Below are 16,966 nucleotides of genomic sequence, written 5' to 3' on the forward strand. Positions count from 1 at the left end.
TGCAACCTGTCTTTGTATGGATGCTTACAGTCATGTCATCAGCAGCGCCCTCAGCTTCTGTTGTCCGTCATGAAGATCTGATCCGGATTGCCCGCCAGGCCGGTGATGCCATCATGGCCGTTTATAAAACCGCAGTTGATATTAAAACCAAATCCGATAACTCACCGGTAACCGAAGCGGATCTCAAATCTCATCAGATCATCAGGCAAGAGCTGGAAAAGCTGACACCTGATATCCCTCAGCTTTCGGAAGAAGCAGATAATATCAGTTGGGAAGAACGTCAGGAGTGGGACTGTTACTGGTTGATTGATCCGCTGGATGGCACTCGCGAATTTATCAAAATGAATGATGAATTTTCGGTCAATATCGCGCTTGTTGTTAATCATGAGTCGGTTCAAAGCGTTATTTATATGCCTGCTACGGGTGAAACCTTCTGGGCCCGAAAAGGTGAGGGTGCCTGGCTCTCAAGTCCCGAATCTGAGCCGCAGCCGCTTCAGGTCACAAAAGTAGAGTCAGCGGGTACCTGGCGATTGGCCTGTAGTCGCTCTCATAACAAGAACCCTGAGCGGTTGGTCAGACTTCTGGGTGATATGAGCTATGACTTTGTTCCGGTTGGCGCTTCGCTAAAATACTGTCGTATTGCTGCCGGGCAGATTGATTGCCATGTGCGGCTGGGTAGTATCAGTGAGTGGGATACGGCTGCAGCCCAGTGTATTTTGGAGCAGGCCGGCGGCCATATGACTTGCCTGAGCGGCCTGCCGCTGCGTTATAACACCAAAGCATCCCTGCTGAACCCCGAATTTGTCGCCTGGGGCGGCACCCGGCCGGAATTTATGGATAACTCCGGCCTGTAATTACTGCACTGTAATCAGGAAAAAAAGATGTCCTCTCTAACGTGTTTCAAGGCGCTGGATGTACGTGGTCGGCTGCCGGATGAGCTGAATGAAGATATTGCCTTTCGTATTGGCCGGGCCTATGCCGAATACCTGCAGCCGAAAAAAGTTGTTGTCGGTGGTGATATTCGCCTCAGCACTGAAAGCCTGAAGCAGGCCCTGACTGAAGGTCTGCGCGAGGGCGGTGTTGATGTTACCGATATTGGTCTGTGTGGCACTGAAGAAGTTTACTTTGCAACGGCTCATCTGAAAATGGACGGTGGCATTATGGTCACTGCCAGCCATAATCCGATGGACTACAACGGTCTCAAGTTTGTGCGGGAAGAGTCAAAGCCGATCAGCTCCGATACTGGACTGAAAGATATTCAGGCACTGGCTGAAAAAAATGAATTTGCTCCGGCCGAACGTCGTGGCGAATATCAGCAGCTAAATAACCTGCACGATTATATCCAGCATCTGATGGCATATGTTGACCTGTCAAAGCTGAACCCTCTTAAGCTGGTCGTTAATGCTGGCAATGGCGCTGCAGGACATGCTGTCGATGCGATTGAAGCACATTTCCAGGCCAACAATGTGCCGGTGTCTTTTATCAAGATTCACCATGAGCCCAACGGCAACTTCCCCAATGGTATTCCTAACCCGATTCTGCCGGACAACCGTCAGGCGACCATTGATGCGGTTAAAGAGCATAAAGCAGATATGGGGATTGCCTGGGATGGTGATTTTGACCGCTGCTTCCTGTTTGACGAAAACGGTGGCTTTATCGAAGGCTACTATATTGTCGGCCTGCTGGCAGAAGCCTTCCTGCAGAAGCAGCCGGGCAGCAAGATTATTCATGATCCGCGCCTGACCTGGAACACCATTGATATCGTCGAGGCTGCAGGCGGCAAGGCTGTGCAGTCCAAAACCGGTCATGCGTTTATCAAGGAACGGATGCGTGAAGAGGACGCGGTTTATGGTGGCGAGATGAGTGCCCACCATTACTTCCGTGACTTCGCTTACTGTGACAGCGGTATGATTCCATGGCTGCTGGTTGCCGAGTTGCTTTGCATCAAACAGCAAACCCTGTCTGAACTGGTTGCTGAGCGTATTGCCCTGCATCCATCTTCCGGTGAGATCAACAGCAAGCTGGCTGAATCCAAAGTTGCCATTGCCCGGGTGCTGGAGCATTACCGCAATGATGCTGATGTTGTTGATGAAACCGATGGCATCAGTCTGGAGTTTGGAGAGTGGCGTTTCAATCTGCGCAGTTCAAACACTGAGCCTGTCGTACGCCTTAATGTTGAATCCCGCCAAAATACAGCATTGATGGAAGCAAAGACTCGCGATATTCTGGAACTGTTGCGTCAGTAAAAACCACATTTTTACTGAGAATTGGGCCTCAGGCGCCGTCAGGCGCTTGATTCCCTTGGGGCGGATCCCTATAATTCGCCTTCGTTGGGTGAGGGAATTACTCCCGGCTCAATCCATCCGAAAGCCCGGGTGGTGAAATTGGTAGACACAGCAGACTTAAAATCTGCCGACCGTTTAGGTCGTGCCGGTTCGATTCCGGCTCCGGGCACCATATATGGCGAGTTAGCAAAGCGGTTATGCAGAGGACTGCAACTCCTTTTAGACCGGTTCGACTCCGGTACTCGCCTCCATTTTCTTCTTTTTCCAATTATTTTTCTTGCTTCTCTCTGGCAAATCAACCGTTGGCGTTGTATTCCCTTATTGTCAATGAAGCTTAAAAGATGAATGCTGTAGAACCAATGGTTTGGTTATCTCTGGTGCTATGGCTTTACGCTTTATTCTTCTGATTTTCTCTTACTTGCCGCTTGCAGCCCATTTTCTGCGCGGTGGCGAGTATGTCATGGCTGTTGTTACGACCTCCTTTCCCTTGCTGGCACTGTTCCGTACCCGCACCGTAACCCGAATCTTGCAGACCGGTCTGGTGGCAGGCGTTTTTGTCGTCTGGCTGCCTACTCTGGTTAATCTTGTTCAGATGAGAATGGTAACAGGGCAGCCCTGGTTACGAATGGCCCTGATTCTTGGCGGAGTGATGTGCTTCAGCTTACTAAGCGCCTGGCTTGCAAAAGGTATTATTCGATCTGAAAAAAATAATAATATTCTTTTTGATTAAGGAGCGTGTTTGCATGATTAATTTTGATCAGTATTAAACACAAAATGTAATTTTAAATTAACGAATTCAGAGGTTCGAAGTAAATATAGAATGATGAGCTGGTTTTTATTTAAAATTGCAGCTTGTTGAGAATGAATATTAATTAAATCCGGTTTGCCTGATACTGAAGTTCAATTATTTCTCGATGTTTACGAAATAAACAAAAATTACTCATAGATATACATTTTTTCAAAAATAGACGGCAATAATATTCTTTCTATTGTTAAAGACACTAGGCAGTATGTCTAAAGTGCGTATTGTTGCACTGAAATTACACTCTAAAATCAATCGGGAAAATAACAATAATTATACAAACCCATACTATTTGAGTTTTAAAAGACGTCCTGCAATGAAGAATACAAAGAAGTTTATCCTGAGCACGGCTGTTGTTGCTGCAGTGGCCGCAAGCGCGAGCGTCAGCCAGGCTGCTGATGGTGGTGACATGCGCTGGAGTACCCGTATAGAGCCGGTATGTGGTATCCAGATAAAGGACGGTCAGGGTGGTATCGGTTTCCGCCGTGATAATTACAATAATATCGATAACACCACATTCACTATTACCAGTAATAACCGGATGACAGGTCCTTTTGGTCCCAAGCCTTCGGCTTATGTAAAGGTTGACCTGGACAGCGTCTCTTCAAACTTTGATGGCCGGGTTAACGAGCATAATGCAATATTTATGCTTAAAAGCCCCGCAACTCATAACAACCTGGTTGCAAAAACTATTGATGTTTGGGATGGCGCCAGTAATAAAACCATAATGCCAAACGGCGAATACAATGCCTGGATGATGGTACCAATTGAAAGATCATCCATGCCCGCTGGTGAAGCTTCAATTGTGACTACCGTCACTGTTTCCTGTCCGTTATAAGATTTGACAGTTATTAAACGTGGCAGACTAGGACAGAGTGCTTCTAATCTATTGCTGGTTCTATGGTTTTGTTTTTAAAAAAGAGATGCGTGTCGTTTAGCTTGTATCTACACCAATACTGATGTCTTAAATGCGTATTGAGAGCGGGGCTGAGGTGTTTAAAATTCGGAGCCAGATTTAAATAAAATTTGATTTATCAACAATAAAGTTGAATTTAACGAAAAAGAAGACGCCCGTTATGAAAAAGACATCCCGGTTTTTGACTCATGCTGTTGTGGTTTCTGTTCTGGCTGGAGGCGCAGGTTCAGTGCTGGCTGCTGATGGCGGTGACATGCGCTGGAGTACTCGTATTGAACCAGTATGCGGGGTTCAGATCAGGGATGGTCAAGGTGGTATTGCTTTCATGGGGGAGGATGTCAAAAGTGCTGACAGTACGGCTTTTACTATTGCAAGTAACAATCCGATAGCGAACCCCTATAACAACGGCAGGCCTTCAGCTTATGTGAAGGTTGATCTGGATGATGTTTCTCCGGCATTCGGTGGCAGGCTCAATGCGAATAATGCGCTGATGACTTTTACCAGTGACGCGATCGGCAACAGGCATACATTCAGCCCGGTTTCTTTCTGGGACGGGAAACGTCGGGAAAATGTACTTCCGGCAGGTGATTACAGTGCCTGGATGAAGGTTGCCCTGAAGCGGGATTCAATGCCGGCCGGTGAAGCATCTGTGGTCACAACGATTACCGTCTCTTGCCCGTTGGCCAGCTGACAGCAGCTTTGACAGCTATTAAAAGGCAGGTAGCAGCTCTTTTTGCTCCTGCTGATAACCAGAGTCGTGCAAACGACTGGTGATCTTTCAGTCTGCTCGGGTGGGCTGAACAGATTCTCCATTATTTCCGGGCCATGCCCATAAAAAGATGTGATGTTATGAAACTGTCCAGAAAATTTGCAATCAGTACTCTGTTTTCGCTTTGTACCGTAGCGGCTGTATCCGCTCAGGCTGCCGATATGGAGTGGTCAACCAATATTGATCCGGTGTGTGGCGTTACCATCTCCGATGCCAAGGGTAGTATCGCCTTTGCCGGTGAAGATGCGCAGAATGCCGACAAAACCGTATTCACGATTTCCAGTAACAACTGGATGGCCGGTAGTGACTATTCCGGTAAAAAGCCTGCAGCCTATGTTTCGCTGGATCTGGAATCCTTGTCAGACAACCTGCAGGGGATTATGACCAGCAACAATACCAATCTGACTGTTGCCGGCAAGAAAGAGATTCCGCAGCCCATTGAGAGACCTATTGCCCGCTGGGATGGCGAAAAGAGCCGCAGCATCCTGCCTGCCGATACCTATAGTGCCTGGATGAATACCAGTATTGAAAAAGCGAGCCTGGCAGCGGGTGAAGCATCTGTTGTGACAACGATTTCTGTCACCTGTCCGTTGTCCAGCTGACACCTGTTCAGTTGACCGGAAGATGGCTGTATACCAGTTGGTTACAGCCATTTTTATATCTTTTTCTGGCATCACACCGGCAGAAAGCCAATCAGGTATAACTGCTTGATCGCAAAACGCTATTACATCATGCTGTAATAGTGTATGTTACGCGCCTTTTCCCGATATTGAGCTGCAACCCCCCGTAATTTTATTGTGAAACGAGTCAGGCAAACTTTTCTCGCCGGCTATGTGATGACTCTGGACGAAGGTGAGTACCACATTGTCAGCGCCAATCTGGATATCGAATCTGCACCGGACGAAGCCCTGTGTCGTCACCTTATTGCAAAGGGACGTCGCTATGAGGTTCTGACGGAAGCGATGCTGAATCACTGCTGCCCGATCTGCAGGGCTATTCTGTTGCGTATGCTGGACAACCTGACAGTGCGGCGGGGGAAGGTTGTGGTATCCCAACTGACCGAACAGATTGAACTGTTTGATGGCCAGTTGGGATTGGATCTGTAGCTCTGGCGAATATCTCAGATAAAAAGAGCTCAGATAAAAGTTAGCGCTGTCGTCCCGGCAACACATCTTTCAGCAGGTTGCGCATTTCGCGCAGGCTGTTTTCAGTGGTTTCCCAGTCGATGCAGGCGTCGGTTACTGAAATACCGTACTCCATCTTGGACAGGTCAGAAGACAACTTCTGGTTGCCCCAGCCAATATTACTTTCAATCATTACACCCACAATGGACTGGTTGCCATCAGTGATCTGATGGGTAATGTTGTTCAGTACCAGTGGCTGCAGCGCCGGATCCTTGTTGGAGTTGGCGTGACTGCAATCAATCATGATGTTGGGCTGAATACCGGACTTCTGTAACTGCTGCTCGCACAGGGCAACGCTGACAGAATCATAGTTCGGCTTGCCGCTACCACCACGCAGCACAATATGGCCATAGGGGTTACCAGACGTTTTAGTAATGGCAACCTGTCCCTGGCGATTAATACCCAGAAAACTGTGCGGGCTGGATACAGACTGCAGGGCATTGATCGCTACTTCAAGACCACCATCGGTACCATTCTTGAAGCCAACGGCCGGAGATAATCCGCTCGCCATTTCACGGTGAGTCTGGGATTCAGTGGTACGGGCACCGATAGCAGACCAACTGATCAGGTCCTGCAGGTATTGTGGTGAAATCGGATCCAGCGCTTCAGTAGCTGTCGGCAGGCCAATTTCAGATACCTGCATCAGCAGTCGACGAGCAGTATATAGACCTTCCTCAATCCGGAATGAATCATCCAGGTGGGGGTCGTTGATCAGTCCTTTCCAGCCAACAGTGGTACGTGGCTTCTCAAAATACACCCGCATGACGAGATAGAGTGTATCGCTGACCTCGTCAGCCAGTTTTTTCAGACGGCGGGCATAATCCAGTGCAGCATCAGGGTCGTGGATAGAGCAGGGGCCCACGACTACAAACAGGCGGTGGTCCTTGCCATCCAGAATGTTGCGAACCACGTCGCGGCCGTTGGTGACAGCTTCGCGGGCAGCATCGGAAAGAGGCAGTTCTTTTTTCAGTAACTCGGGAGTTACCAGAACTTCCTGGGATGAAATATTCAGGTCATCTACGCGGGGGGTAGTACTCATACGGACTGTCCGGCTTTCGTTGTCTCTCGTCATTGAGGGTCTACTGTATATCAGACCCGTCAAACAACCAAATGATCCTGAGGATTTTCTGCATGTTTTATAGCGTTAACCAGAAATTAGTCGCTAAAAGGTGCAGAAAAGTGAAAGAAGTACTCGGTTATTGCACTCTTATTGCACCTTTACTGCACTATGGAGCGCTAGAAAAACGAATACTTAAGTCCCATCACCATCAAAATTGTTGCCAGTAATAACTGCAATAACTTCGCTGGCAGCTGACGGCCAACCCGGGTTCCCAACCAGATTGCGGGCAGGGAACCGATCAGCAGTGTACCCAGCAGGAGGAAATCCACATTACCCAGCAGGAAGTGTCCCGCTCCGGCAACAAAGGTGAGCGGAACAGCATGGGCCAGATCGGTTCCAACAATCCGGGTAGGGAGCATGGCCGGGGCCAGCAGCATTAAAATAGCAGTACCTATTGCACCGGCGCCAACGGATGACAGGGTAACAAAAATGCCCAGGAATATGCCGCAACCAACAGTAAACCCGGTACGGTGGCGCTCAATGAAGTCCGGGGTTCGATCAGGCAGCAGTCGTTGCCGCAGGATCAACACCAGGCTGGTCATAATCAGCATAAAGCCCAGATTTGTGGTAAGAATTGCGGTATATTGGCTGCTGTCTGTAAACAGTGTCTTCAGCAACAGCAGGGTAATGAGCGCCGCGGGAATACTGCCGGCTGTCATTAATCTGGCTACTGACCAGTCAATAGTCTGCTGTTTGTGATGCATCACCACGCCGCTGCTTTTGGTAATGGCAGCGTAAAGCAGATCAGTACCCACTGCGATATGGGGTGGAAAGCCGAACAGCAACAGTAATGGTGTCATCAGCGAACCACCACCGATACCTGTCAGACCGACCGCAAAACCGACGCCTGCGCCGGCCATTATGTAGAGCAAGAAATCCATAAAATATGGTCTAAAGTTATAAATACCGTGGGTGATGTTTAAATTTATGATTTGAACGGTCGAAATCGTTGGTAAATGTAGCGACCAGCTACTATTCTTAAAAAGAATATTTATTTATATTTTTATTCCTTTTAGCGCATAAAGAGCATCAACCGGAGGCTTGCAATGAAGCTGCAACAGCTGCGCTACATCTGGGAAGTGGCCCACCACGATTTGAACGTGTCCGCTACTGCGCAGAGCCTGTATACCTCTCAGCCGGGAATCAGCAAACAGATTCGTCTTTTGGAAGATGAGCTGGGTGTTGAAGTGTTTGCCCGTAGCGGCAAGCATCTGACCCGGGTCACGCCAGCGGGTGAAAAAATTATTGAGACCGCTGGTGAGATTCTGCGCAAGGTTGACAGTATCAAGCAGGTCGCCCAGGAGTTCAGCGACGAACGCAAGGGCGCACTGTCCATCGCGACTACCCACACCCAGGCACGTTACGCCCTGCCGAATGTTATTGAAAACTTTATTTCCCAGTACCCGGATGTATCTCTTCATATGCATCAGGGTACACCCACCCAGATTTCTGAAATGGCCGCTGACGGTACCGCAGATTTTGCCATTGCTACTGAAGCGCTTGAACTTTATAACGATCTGGTGATGATGCCTTGTTATCGCTGGAACCGTTGCGTGCTGGTACCCCGCAATCATCCTCTGGCTCAGGTTTCAGAGCTGACACTGCAGGATATTGCCCGCTTCCCGCTGGTGACCTATGTGTTTGGTTTTACCGGCCGCTCCAAGCTGGATGAAGCCTTTATGAATGAAGGTCTGTCACCGCGCGTAGTGTTCACCGCTGCCGATGCTGACGTCATTAAGACTTATGTCCGAATGGGAATGGGGATCGGAATTGTGGCGCATATGGCCTACGATCCTGAAGCTGATTCTGACCTGGTAGCGCTGGAAGCTGGCCATCTGTTTGAGCACAGTGTGACCAAGATCGGATTCCGTCGTGGGACCTTCCTGCGTGGCTTTATGTATGACTTTATCGAAATGTTTGCACCGCACCTCAACAAGGATCTGGTGCAGGAAGCCGTTATTCGTCATAACCGCGCTGAAATTGATGAGCTGTTCTCTCATATCCAGCTGCCTACACGCTAACGCTCAAACCTGATACGACTGTTATCGTCGTATCAGGTTCATGCCTTTCTGTTTGATCAGTCCAGTTTGTTCAGTATGTCTTTTACCAGTTTGAAGTAGATGGTAAAGACCTGTGGTTCCTCGCCTTCGTATTCCACAATAAAAAATGGAGCTTTATCAATATTCAGCTTTGAAGCCAGTTGCATACCTTCGCTGTCTGGATTGCTCTCTTCGGCAACCAATATCTTGCTGATATGCTGCATCTGGCCGGATGACTCTAGCCGGGCTGTTACATCATTGCATTTTTTACATGGGCTGCCGTCAGCCAGTGTTTTTTTTACAAATGTAATAGTGGGGAAAGGTGCTACAGAATTCGCCATTGTTATTATGCGCTCATGTTCCATTCGCAGCGAATATATTATTTGGAATTGCCAAATGCCAGCAAAGTCCACAAACATAATCGCATAAGGTTATGTCTGGAAGTCATGTATCCTGTTTGGGTTGACATCAAATGTTCCAGATTTTTAAGTTAAAGAAAGCGGTTTAGGTGTTAGAGAAGTAAATTAATGCGGGAGGCGTTGACGGGACAATGAGTTCCCACCATCTCAGAATATATTGTAACTGTCCTTTGTAAGTTGCTATTTGTCTGATTAGCTGCAGGTGTTGATTGAAATGTAAATCACTTTTATGGTGTGCCTTGTCTTTATCCTCCCTGAGTTTGTCATATTTTGTATCACTTGAAATCTCAAGTCCGGTTAAGCTGCTTGCTCGTGAAAGTCGGGATTCGTCTGAATAATCCAGATCATTTGATATTTCAGTGGGAAACCAAAGCAAAGTTATTGCTTGCTCATAAAAACCAATATTGTCGATGAGTACACAAAGAGCTGCTGATGGCGTATTACAACGATGGTTTTCTATATCGTTTAATAACCCGGCTTGTTCATTTTCTTCTGAGTCTTGTGAAGAAACGCTATTTGTTAGAAAAAAGAGCGCGGTTGACTGACCCCCGCTATCATGAGGACACATTTTATAAATGATACTGAAAAAGTGAAGACGTACTCCTGTAAACTCGCAATAAATTTCTTCAAATTGATTAGCAAGAATTTTAAAAAGATCTTCTTTAAATCTGAAGCAGATCTGTTCTATAAAAAACTTCAAAAATCCTGTCAGGTATGGAATTTGCTCCCTTTGGAGCTTGTATCTGGGGCCATTCTTGGATCTGGATAAAATAAAATACTGATCTTCAGAGAATGAAAATGAAGTACAGGACTTTTTTCTAACAGTTACTTCGAGACTGGGGCGAGAACCATAACAAGACATCAAATCGCATGCTGTTTTGTGAGAATTGCTGACTACTGTACCCTGTAATCTCTTTTCTTTGTCATGAACAGTCAGCTCCCAGTACCCAGCTTGTGCCGGAGTATAATAGATCAGGAATAGAAATAACGATGGTTGAAACTTTTTCCATGAATATAACAGTTTGAAAAGCATAATTCTTTATTGCTTCTTTAATCTGGTAGCGTTATAAGGTATTTTAAAAGTTAGTGCTGAATGGCTGTAATTTGATTTTGTAGTATATTTTTTACTTAGTTCTTGTTTTAGTTTTTAATCATCATGATGAAAAAATGCCTCACCCTTAATTTTGGCTGGAAGCTTCCATTTTTTATCGCCAGGATTTTCCCCGGTTAAGTGAAAAGCCATAACCTTCTTACCCTCCTTCTCCAGTGTGTTATTAACACTTTGAACCTGCTCTTCTGAATCATCAATAAAAAATATAGAGCTGTATATACCAGATCTCAAATTAACAAATGCTAGCAGAACCGCACCCTTGGTTTGATGGTTTGTATAGATGATATTTCCATTATATCTGCATTTGAGAGCAGTAATTTTAGATAGCTCTCCGGATTCAGGTTCTATAAAATTTGATGAACCTGACAACTGCAGTCCAGCCTGAGCCAGCTCTGCAAGGCCATAAACTTCATTCCTTGCCGTCAGGCAGATAACATCGGCAACAAGAGCCAGCTCGTTCACCCACTCAGCTACTGACCGGTATACAATATAGTGCCGACCTCCAGAATGAAGTACATTATATCCATCTGTTTGTTGATGTTCGTTTTCTACACGGTGTAGCAGAACCTTATCAATATCGATAGCGACCAGTGCCTGCTCTGATTCACCTGCTTCTATATGTTCCATGATGACAGATACAAACTGGGCAAAGTTATCAATAACCTGAATACCGGCTTCTGCGGGAGCTGATACCCAGGCAATTAAGATACAGAAGCTAGCGAAGGCTCCTGTTACAAAGGATGAAAGGAAACGCCGTAATAGCTTTTGACCGGAAGCAATCAATATGGCGCCTCGAACAAGGACAGCTATGTTGCGACTAACTATGAGTCAAATTGGCCAGAGCTTCCATCAAATTCCTGACTTTGGCGACAGACTCTTCATACTCTGAGTCAACACTAGAGTCCCGGACAATAGCACCACCGCCCCAGCAATGAATCCGGTTGTCATGAGCAACCAGTGTACGAATGGCAATACTGGTATCCATTCGACCACACAGGCTGATATAGCCAAGGCTGCCACAATAGGCAGAACGTGATTCAGGCTCCAGCTCACGGATAATTTCCATGGAACGAATCTTCGGAGCGCCGGTAATCGAGCCTCCGGGGAATGTTTTCTGCAGCAGGCTTAGCCCATCTTCTCCGTTAGCAAGTCGGCCGCGGATGATGCTCACCAGATGGTGTACATTGGCGTAGGACTCAAGTGCGAACAAACTGGGCACCCGAACACTGCCAATAGCACAACAACGCCCCAGATCATTGCGCAATAGATCCACAATCATCAGATTCTCGGAACGATCTTTAGGGCTGGCCAAAAGCTCTTCTGCCAGAGCCTTGTCTTCAGATTCAGTTTTACCCCGGGGACGGGTTCCCTTGATCGGATGTGTTGCGACATCCTTGCCGGCCAGTTTGATAAAGCGTTCCGGTGAATGGCTCAGGATCGTCATTTCCGGCATGCCAAGATAAGCCGAAAACGGCGAGGGGCTGGTCTTACGTAAATGGTTATAGGCCGCCCACAAGTCGCCCTGGTATTCTGCCGAGAAACGCTGAGTCAGATTCACCTGATAGCAGTCACCGGCCAGAATATAGTTCTGGATTCTATCAAAGGCTTCAGCATAAGCCTCGGGAGCCATATCGGGCTGGAAGGGGGCTTTTAATTTGAAAGTGTGCTGAACATTATCAGGTTGCTGTTCAAGTCTGCGGTGTATTTCACGACTGAGTTCAGGACGGCAGGCCGGGTGTTCGACCAGCCAGCTCTGCTGTTGCTCATGATCAGAGATAATTGCCCACAGATACATACCAACACCTACGCCGGGCAAGTCACAGTCACGGGGTTGCAGCTTTGGTTCCAGCTCACTGTTCAGCTCATATCCCCAGAAGCCCATCAAACCACCGGCAAAAGGCAGGTTGCCGGCACGGACATGAAGGTACTGGCTCTCGATTTCCCGCAGCAAGTCAATGGTGCTTCCCTCCCGATAGCGGGTATTACCATCAGCGTCGGTCAGCAAGAGTTGGTTCTGCTGTTTCCGGACAAAGTATTCGGGGGCTGCGGACATTATGTCGTAGCGCCGGTTTCTCTGTTCCGGTGCATGGTTCATCACACTGTCCAGCAGTACGGGAAAAGCAAGATCCCTGATCCGGTCAAAGTACTGTGTGGCATCCTGGCTGTATGGCAGGGGAGTCAGACGGGAAACAACTAAACCGGTGGCCTGTTCAGGGGTACCGGAAGACATCAGATCAGGGCTGGTCATAGCACTCTGTAAGGTAACTGCAATCAGGAATAATAAAGCGTAGGGGATTGTACCTGCTTGATCTGGTCTCTTACAGGGTAGGAAAGAAAATCTGGGGGTTTATGGCAGAGCTTTGATGATAAACAAAGCTCTGCCGATCGTTGTTAGCAGGATGAATCCGGCACTCGAACTAAACCTTCCATCAATACCCTGGCACTACGGCTCATAATAGCCTTGGTAGCGATCCAGTCACCGTCAACAGCCTCGGCCTCTGCACCGACCTTCAGTGTTCCTGACGGATGCCCGAACCGAACGGCACTGCGCTCACCACCGCCGGCAGCCAGATTAACCAGAGTGCCGGGAATTGCAGCAGCAGTACCAATGGCCACAGCTGCAGTACCCATCATTGCATGATGCAGCTTGCCCATGGAAAGTGCCCGTACCAGCAAATCAATATCTTCCTCGGCAACCTGCTTGCCACTGGAAGCCGTGTAAGCTGCGGGTTTGGCAACGAAGGCTACTTTAGGTGTGTGCTGACGAGCTGCAGCCTCTTCAACACTGCTGATCAGACCCATCTTTACCGCGCCATGGGCACGAATGGTTTCAAACATGGCCAGCGCCTTGTCATCACCGTTAATCGCTTCCTGCAGCTCGGTGCCGTTATAGCCCACTTCTTCAGCATTGATAAAGATGGTGGGAATGCCGGCATTGATCAGGGTGGCATTCAGTGTACCGACTCCCGGTACTTCCAGATCATCAACCAGATTGCCGGTAGGGAACATGGCACTGTCACCATCAGCCGGGTTCAGGAACTCGATCTGGACTTCGGCTGCCGGGAAGGTAACACCATCCAGTTCAAAGTCACCGGTTTCCTGCACTTCACCATTGGTCATCGGAACATGAGCAATAATGGTCTTGCCAATATTGGCCTGCCAGATACGTACAGTGCAGATACCGTTTTCCGGTACCCGTGCCGGGTCAATCAATCCTTTACTAATCGCAAAGGCACCGACAGCGGCAGTCAGGTTGCCGCAGTTACCACTCCAGTCTACAAAAGGACGATCAATGGCAACCTGACCAAACAGATAGTCAACATCATGATCAGGCTGTGAGCTTTCAGAAAGGATTACGGTCTTACTGGTGCTGGAAGTGGCACCACCCATACCATCGGTATGCTTGCCGTAGGGATCAGGGCTACCAATGACCCGCAGCAGAATCTGATCTCGAACTTCACCAGCCACCTGCGCCGCTTCAGGCAGATCTTTAAGGCTGAAGAATACACCCTTACTGGTGCCGCCGCGCATATAGGTGGCCGGTATTTTTATTTGAGGTTTATGAGCCATGGCTTGGTATCCGGAGTTTTAATACTGTCAGCCGGTATTCCGGCTGACAGTAAAAGAGACGAAAGATGAGGGGGCGTGCTTATGCAGCTTCTGAAGCAAGGAAGTCCTTGGCAAAACGCTGCAGAACCCCACCGGCTGCGTAGACAGAAACTTCTTCCGCGGTATCCAGACGACAGGTTACCGGCACTTCGATAGTTTCACCGTTCTGGCGGTGAATCAGCAGCGCCAGAGTTGCGCGCGGTGTCTGCTCGCCAATAACATCGTAAGTTTCGGTACCGTCCAGACCCAGGGTTTCGCGGGTGGTGCCGGGTTTGAATTCCAGTGGCAGCACACCCATGCCTACCAGGTTGGTACGGTGAATACGCTCAAAACCTTCGGCTACAATGGCTTCGACACCGGCCAGTCGTACGCCTTTAGCTGCCCAGTCACGGGAAGAACCCTGACCATAGTCCGCACCGGCAACAATAATCAGCGGCTGCTTGCGATCCATATAGGTTTCAATCGCTTCCCACATTCGGGTCTGTTTGCCTTCAGGCTCAACCCGTGCCAATGAACCCTGCTGGATTTCACCGCTTTCATCACGGCACATTTCATTCAGCAGCTTCGGGTTGGCAAAGGTAGCCCGCTGAGCAGTCAGGTGATCGCCGCGGTGAGTCGCATAGGAGTTGAAGTCTTCTTCCGGCAGTCCCATCTTGGCCAGATATTCACCAGCGGCACTGGAAGCCAGAATGGCGTTGGACGGCGACAGGTGGTCAGTGGTGATATTGTCACCCAGTACCGCCAGCGGGCGCATGCCTTTCAGGGTGCGTTCTCCGGCCAGTGCGCCTTCCCAGTAAGGAGGACGACGGATATAGGTGCTCATCGGGCGCCAGTCGTACAACGGGCTCTTGGCCTGTTCAACCTGTCCCAGATCGAACATCGGAATATAAACTTCGTTGAACTGTTCCGGTTTTACATGCTGGCTGACAATTGCATCAATCTCTTCATCGCTGGGCCAGATATCCTTGAGAGTAATCGGGTTACCGTCTTTATCAGTTCCCAGTACATCTTTCTCAATATCAAAGCGCACAGTACCGGCGATGGCATAGGCCACAACCAGCGGCGGTGAAGCCAGGAACGCCTGCTTGGCATAGGGGTGAATCCGGCCATCAAAGTTGCGGTTACCGGAAAGCACCGCAGTAGAATACAGATCCCGGTCAATCACTTCCTGCTGGATCTTCGGGTCCAGTGCACCGCTCATACCGTTACAGGTAGTGCAGGCATAGGCAACGATACCAAAGCCCAGCTTTTCCAGTTCTGGCAGCAGACTGGCTTCTTCGAGATAGAGTTTTGCAACCTTGGATCCTGGGGCAAAGGAAGATTTAACCCAAGGCTTGCGAATCAGTCCCAGCTCATTGGCTTTACGTGCTACCAGACCTGCCGCAACAACATTGCGCGGGTTACTGGTATTGGTACAGCTGGTGATAGCCGCAATGATTACCGCGCCATCCGGCAGCAGACCTTCATCTTCTTCTGCTTTGGCCTTGTCCAGGTCAACGGCAATACCACGCTCGGCCAGATCAGTTGTCGGCAGGCGACGGTGCGGGTTGGACGGGCCAGCCATATTGCGGCAAACGGTAGACAGATCAAAGGTCAGTACCCGCTCGTATTCCGCTTGTTCCAGACTGTCAGCCCACAGACCAGTAGTTTTGGCGTAGTTTTCAACCAGCTCAACCTGTTCCGGCTCGCGACCGGTCAGCTTCAGGTAATCAATGGTCTGTTCGTCGATATAGAACATACCGGCGGAAGCACCGAATTCCGGGGTCATATTGGAAATGGTGGCACGGTCACCGATGGTCAGGTTGCGGGCACCTTCACCGAAGAATTCCAGATAGGAGGAAACCACGCGCTCTTTACGCAGGAACTCGGTCAGGGCCAGTACAATATCAGTGGCGGTAATACCGGGCTGACGCTTGCCGGTCAGCTCAACACCGACAATATCCGGCAGACGCATCATAGACGGGCGACCCAACATGACCGTTTCAGCTTCCAGACCACCGACGCCGATGGCGATAACACCGAGAGCATCAACGTGCGGGGTGTGGCTGTCAGTACCCACGCAGGTATCAGGGAAAGCGACACCATCACGGGCCTGGATTACCGGCGACATCTTTTCCAGGTTGATCTGGTGCATGATGCCGTTACCGGCGGGAATTACATCAACGTTTTTGAATGCAGTCTTGGTCCACTCAATAAAGTGGAAACGGTCTTCGTTACGACGGTCTTCTACCGCGCGGTTCTTTTCAAAAGCATCGGGGTCAAAACCACCGTGCTCAACTGCCAGCGAGTGGTCAACAATCAGCTGGGTGGGGACTACCGGGTTAACCTGGGAAGGGTCGCCACCCTGTTCGGCGATAGCATCACGCAGACCCGCCAGGTCAACCAGTGCCGTCTGGCCAAGAATATCATGGCAAACAACACGGGCAGGGTACCAGGGGAAATCCAGATCCCGCTTGCGTTCAATAATCTGTTTCAGGGAATCGGTCAGATCTTCGGGGTTACAGCGGCGCACCAGCTGTTCAGCAAGTATCCGCGAAGTGTAGGGTAGTTTGGCATAGGCTCCGGGCTGGATTGCCTCGACTGCAGCGCGGGTGTCGAAATAATCCAGTGAAGTGCCCGGGAGCGATTTGCGGTTTGCAGTGTTCATAACTTCAGCAATCCATATGAATCTTGTGTTGATGGGAGCAGCCTGAAAAGACTGCTCCCTTGTTT

16 protein-coding genes and 2 tRNA genes are annotated in these 16,966 nt (G+C 49.0%); 10 read left to right on the forward strand and 8 right to left on the reverse strand.

All coding sequences use genetic code 11. The features are described 5' to 3' along the window. The first annotated feature begins 32 nt into the window (after nucleotides 1-32). The 9 genes from cysQ (at nucleotide 33) to ACYZZ0_RS01625 (ending at nucleotide 5,878) form a co-directional block, all read left to right on the forward strand. Nucleotides 33-854 (forward strand): 3'(2'),5'-bisphosphate nucleotidase CysQ, encoded by an 822-nt coding sequence (gene cysQ, locus ACYZZ0_RS01585; RefSeq protein WP_461534811.1) that lies wholly within the window; start codon nucleotides 33-35, stop codon nucleotides 852-854. A 27-nt stretch (nucleotides 855-881) separates the two neighbouring features. Continuing rightward, nucleotides 882-2,246, forward strand: coding sequence for a phosphohexomutase domain-containing protein (locus ACYZZ0_RS01590; RefSeq protein ID WP_461534812.1), 1,365 nt, complete (start codon nucleotides 882-884; stop codon nucleotides 2,244-2,246). Between the two features lie 123 nt (nucleotides 2,247-2,369). Continuing rightward, nucleotides 2,370-2,457, forward strand: a tRNA-Leu gene (locus ACYZZ0_RS01595). A gap of 5 nt (nucleotides 2,458-2,462) precedes the next feature. Then, nucleotides 2,463-2,536, forward strand: a tRNA-Cys gene (locus ACYZZ0_RS01600). Nucleotides 2,537-2,667: 131 nt separating this feature from the next. Beyond that, nucleotides 2,668-3,015 carry a hypothetical protein gene (locus ACYZZ0_RS01605; protein ID WP_461534813.1) on the forward strand — a complete coding sequence of 116 codons (348 nt, stop codon included), beginning with the start codon at nucleotides 2,668-2,670 and terminating at the stop codon, nucleotides 3,013-3,015. 388 nt (nucleotides 3,016-3,403) lie between these two features. Next, on the forward strand, nucleotides 3,404-3,925 hold the full coding sequence (locus ACYZZ0_RS01610) for a hypothetical protein (RefSeq protein ID WP_461534814.1): 522 nt from the start codon (nucleotides 3,404-3,406) through the stop codon (nucleotides 3,923-3,925). Nucleotides 3,926-4,163: 238 nt separating this feature from the next. Next, nucleotides 4,164-4,694, forward strand: coding sequence for a hypothetical protein (locus ACYZZ0_RS01615; RefSeq protein WP_461534815.1), 531 nt, complete (start codon nucleotides 4,164-4,166; stop codon nucleotides 4,692-4,694). 158 nt (nucleotides 4,695-4,852) lie between these two features. Beyond that, nucleotides 4,853-5,374, forward strand: coding sequence for a hypothetical protein (locus ACYZZ0_RS01620; protein ID WP_461534816.1), 522 nt, complete (start codon nucleotides 4,853-4,855; stop codon nucleotides 5,372-5,374). A 195-nt stretch (nucleotides 5,375-5,569) separates the two neighbouring features. Beyond that, complete coding sequence (locus ACYZZ0_RS01625; protein ID WP_461534817.1) at nucleotides 5,570-5,878, forward strand: hypothetical protein; 309 nt, start codon at nucleotides 5,570-5,572, stop codon at nucleotides 5,876-5,878. Between the two features lie 40 nt (nucleotides 5,879-5,918). On the opposite strand, the gene ACYZZ0_RS01630 is transcribed toward ACYZZ0_RS01625, so the two are convergent. Then, nucleotides 5,919-6,995 carry a 3-deoxy-7-phosphoheptulonate synthase gene (locus ACYZZ0_RS01630; RefSeq protein WP_461534818.1) on the reverse strand — a complete coding sequence of 359 codons (1,077 nt, stop codon included), beginning with the start codon at nucleotides 6,993-6,995 and terminating at the stop codon, nucleotides 5,919-5,921. 197 nt (nucleotides 6,996-7,192) lie between these two features. After that, the gene (locus ACYZZ0_RS01635) at nucleotides 7,193-7,936 is read right to left on the reverse strand and encodes a sulfite exporter TauE/SafE family protein (RefSeq protein WP_461534819.1); all 744 of its coding nucleotides are present in this window, start codon (nucleotides 7,934-7,936) and stop codon (nucleotides 7,193-7,195) included. A gap of 186 nt (nucleotides 7,937-8,122) precedes the next feature. Here ACYZZ0_RS01635 and cysB point away from each other — a divergent pair, with 186 nt between their 5' ends. Beyond that, complete coding sequence (gene cysB, locus ACYZZ0_RS01640; protein ID WP_461534820.1) at nucleotides 8,123-9,097, forward strand: HTH-type transcriptional regulator CysB; 975 nt, start codon at nucleotides 8,123-8,125, stop codon at nucleotides 9,095-9,097. Between the two features lie 56 nt (nucleotides 9,098-9,153). Here the strand turns inward: cysB and ACYZZ0_RS01645 are convergent, their stop codons facing one another. The 6 genes from ACYZZ0_RS01645 to acnD all read right to left on the reverse strand — a co-directional run bounded on the left by ACYZZ0_RS01645 (nucleotide 9,154) and on the right by acnD (nucleotide 16,901). Next, the gene (locus ACYZZ0_RS01645) at nucleotides 9,154-9,456 is read right to left on the reverse strand and encodes a hypothetical protein (RefSeq protein WP_461534821.1); all 303 of its coding nucleotides are present in this window, start codon (nucleotides 9,454-9,456) and stop codon (nucleotides 9,154-9,156) included. Nucleotides 9,457-9,619: 163 nt separating this feature from the next. Next, nucleotides 9,620-10,567 carry a hypothetical protein gene (locus ACYZZ0_RS01650; RefSeq protein WP_461534822.1) on the reverse strand — a complete coding sequence of 316 codons (948 nt, stop codon included), beginning with the start codon at nucleotides 10,565-10,567 and terminating at the stop codon, nucleotides 9,620-9,622. Between the two features lie 114 nt (nucleotides 10,568-10,681). Continuing rightward, nucleotides 10,682-11,428: a DUF2608 domain-containing protein gene (locus tag ACYZZ0_RS01655; protein ID WP_461534823.1), complete on the reverse strand. Its 747-nt coding sequence runs from the start codon at nucleotides 11,426-11,428 to the stop codon at nucleotides 10,682-10,684. A gap of 34 nt (nucleotides 11,429-11,462) precedes the next feature. Continuing rightward, nucleotides 11,463-12,893 (reverse strand): aminodeoxychorismate synthase component I, encoded by a 1,431-nt coding sequence (pabB, locus tag ACYZZ0_RS01660; RefSeq protein WP_461534824.1) that lies wholly within the window; start codon nucleotides 12,891-12,893, stop codon nucleotides 11,463-11,465. Between the two features lie 143 nt (nucleotides 12,894-13,036). Then, nucleotides 13,037-14,215: a 2-methylaconitate cis-trans isomerase PrpF gene (gene prpF, locus ACYZZ0_RS01665; protein WP_461534825.1), complete on the reverse strand. Its 1,179-nt coding sequence runs from the start codon at nucleotides 14,213-14,215 to the stop codon at nucleotides 13,037-13,039. Between the two features lie 79 nt (nucleotides 14,216-14,294). Then, nucleotides 14,295-16,901 carry a Fe/S-dependent 2-methylisocitrate dehydratase AcnD gene (acnD, locus tag ACYZZ0_RS01670; RefSeq protein ID WP_461534826.1) on the reverse strand — a complete coding sequence of 869 codons (2,607 nt, stop codon included), beginning with the start codon at nucleotides 16,899-16,901 and terminating at the stop codon, nucleotides 14,295-14,297. Between the last annotated feature and the right edge of the window lie 65 nt (nucleotides 16,902-16,966).

The sequence above is a fragment of the Spongorhabdus nitratireducens genome, assembly GCA_947387575.1.
Classification (GTDB): Bacteria; Pseudomonadota; Gammaproteobacteria; order Pseudomonadales; family Endozoicomonadaceae; genus CANDOC01.